This is a genomic window from Ramlibacter sp., from assembly GCF_028292805.1.
Taxonomy (GTDB): Bacteria; Pseudomonadota; Gammaproteobacteria; order Burkholderiales; family Burkholderiaceae_C; genus Ramlibacter.
This window is the reverse complement of the sequence record NZ_JAQGLS010000158.1, coordinates 1-2,605: the sequence shown is the minus strand read 5'-3', so window position 1 is coordinate 2,605 and position 2,605 is coordinate 1. Positions and strand designations below refer to the sequence as shown.

The window sequence follows — 2,605 nt, the reverse complement described above, 5'->3', positions numbered from 1 at the left end:
GGCGACGGGAACGGCGCCAACGAGGACGCGCGGGCCGCGCTGGCCTCGGGCCAGCTGGCGGTCGCCGCCCAGGCCTCGATCCTGGCGGACCTGGGCCGCACGCGCGAGGCGCGCGAGCGCCTGGCCTCCGTGCCGGCGGCCCTAGCCACGCCGCAAAGCCGCCTGGACTATGCCTACCTGTCCAGCCGCATCGGCGACGACGAGGCGGCCCGGATCGCCTTCGCGCAGGCGGATGCCGCCGGCGCGCTGCCGCCGGCCTCGCTGCTGGATGCCGGCTACACCGCGATGCGCCGGCATGAGGACCACGAGGCCGTCAACTACTTCAAGCGCGCCATCGACGCCGTCAACGGGCTGCAGCTGCGGATGGAGCCGCAGATGGTGTTCGACACGCGCCGCACCATCTCCGACGTCTCGCGCCGCTGGGGCGTGCTGGCTTCGCTGACCATGCGCAACGGTGCCGGCATCGAGCCCGGCTTCGGCAACGTCGGCGGGCCGGTCAGCGACCGCTCGACGCAGGCCGGCGTGGAGGCCTACTACCGGCCCTGGGGTTATCGCAACGGCAAGTTCGTCGAGCTGTTCGCTCGCGGCTTCGCCACGCTGGACAACGGCGGCGGCGCCGGCTTCACCGGCGGCGACAGCTTCCAGGGCGGCATCGGCGCGCGCTGGAAGCCGCTGACGGCGCACAACGTGGTGCTGTCGCTCAGCCGCGTGTTCGGCCGCAACGTCAATGACGACTGGCTGGCGCAGATCGGTTATTCGCTCGACGTCGGCAGCGACCTGCGGGTCGACATGCCCAGCTGGTGGACCACGCGGATCTCCGCCGAGGTCGGCCGCTACCTGGAGGCGGGCACCGACTACGGGGTCGGGCAGGTGATGTTCGGGCGCAGCTACCTGGTGGGCAACAGCGGCCGCACCGTGCTCTATCCGCACGGCGTGGTGATGGCCGAATACAGCTCGAACGACCCGGTCTCCAAGGTCTCGGCCGGCGCCGGTCCGGGCGTGAGCCTGCGGCACTGGTTTCGCGAGGACACCTACCACGCGCCGCGCTCGTACTGGGACGTGACGCTGCAGTATCGCGCCCGCATCAAGGGTGACGACCGCCTGCGCGGCCTGTACCTGAACACCTTCCTGTCGTACTGATGATGCGCAGTGCCTTTCCCGGGCTGCTGCTGGCGGCGGCGCTGCTGGCCGGCTGCGCCTCGCCGGTGGTGCCGCCCATCGAGGGGATCGTCTGGCAGATCGACAACGAGAACACCCAGCCGCGCGGCGACTGGGAAAAGCTCGGGGTGCACCGGCTGCTGGTGCAGTGGTCGGCCGTCGACGACCTCGCGTTCGTCGAGGGCACGACGCTGGCGCCGGGCGCGAAGATGCCCGACTGGAAGCACATCGGGGCCCAGCCCTGGGCCAGGGAAGTGATTCTGGGCCTGGCGGGCCACTTCGACGAGCGCAAGGCGCGCGCCGACATCGAGGGGCTGGTGAAGATGTCGGCGCAGCTGGCGACCAAGCCGCCCCCGGTCAACGTCACCGCCTGGTACTTCCCGGTCGAGATCGACCCGACCTGGATGGAGGCGCCGTTCCTCAAGCCGCTGCTGGGCGAGCTGCCCACGCCGCTGTGGATCAGCGTCTACGACAGCGCCAACGTCGGGCCGGAGGAACTGGCGCAAAGCCTGGTCGAGTGGCTGCCACCGCACGTCGGCGTGTTTTTCCAGGACGGCGTCGGCGTGCATGCGCGCGAGCCGTTCGTGGCCAGGCACTACGCCAACGTGCTGGCACGCCGGCTCGGGCGCGACCGGGTGCGCGTCATCGCCGAGGCGTTCCGGCCCAAGCAGGGCGGCGGGTTTCGTCCAGCTACACTCGCCGAGCTGCGTCCCCAGCTCGCCACCTACGCCGGTTTTCCGATCTACCTGTTCGAGGGTCCTCGCTATGTCTCCTCGCAACTGGTGCAGGAACTCGCCGCAGCGCAGAAGGTCGGTAAGTAGGTTTTGTCCTACGGGCAAAGCGCGGCCATTCCCACACGAAAGCCACTGCCGAGCTTCTTACAGTCCGTAAAGCCATGAAATCATTGCTTACGCGCGCAACCTTGCTCGCGGCTTTGGTGCCGATGGGAATGGCCTTGCCGGTGGCGGCCCAGTCGCTCGGGTCGGTCGTCTCCGACCCCTGGATCGGACGGCCCCTGGAGTTGTCGGTGCCGGCGCGCTTTGCCTCGGCGGACAGCCGCGACGAGTGCGTCCAGGCCGACGTTTTCTATGGCGAGCAGCGCCTGCCGCGCGACCAGGTGCGCGCCAGCGTCGGTGGGCCGGCGGGCGACCGCATGGTCCGCATCGCGTCGGGGCTTCTGATCAGCGAGCCGGTGGTCACCGTCTCGCTGCGCATCGGTTGCGGCAGCACCGTCACCCGAGCCTACACGCTGCTGCCGGCCATGCCCACGGACCCGGTGCTAGCCGCCGCCGCCGCCCGCTCGGCCGGCGCCGGTGCGGTGCCGAGCGCGTCGCCGATCCGGCTCGCCTCGGTCATGTCGCCTTCGCTGCGGCCCACTGGCGTGGTGATCAAGGAACCGCCGCCGCGCGCCCGCGCCGCGCGCACCGAGCGCGCCCGCGATGGCGGC

The 2,605-nt window shown here is 70.8% G+C and carries 1 protein-coding gene and 2 pseudogenes; all 3 read left to right on the top strand.

Annotation, left to right across the window (positions count from 1 at the left end; genetic code table 11):
• Positions 1–1,140, top strand: a pseudogene (locus JWP65_RS09475) (bacteriophage N4 adsorption protein A); the annotation flags it as partial.
• Complete coding sequence (locus tag JWP65_RS09470) at positions 1,140–1,979, top strand: hypothetical protein (RefSeq protein ID WP_299763069.1); 840 nt, start codon at positions 1,140–1,142, stop codon at positions 1,977–1,979. The pseudogene JWP65_RS09475 and the gene JWP65_RS09470, both read left to right, overlap by 1 nt.
• A 74-nt stretch (positions 1,980–2,053) precedes the next feature.
• Positions 2,054–2,605 (top strand): annotated as a pseudogene (locus tag JWP65_RS09465) (hypothetical protein); the annotation flags it as partial.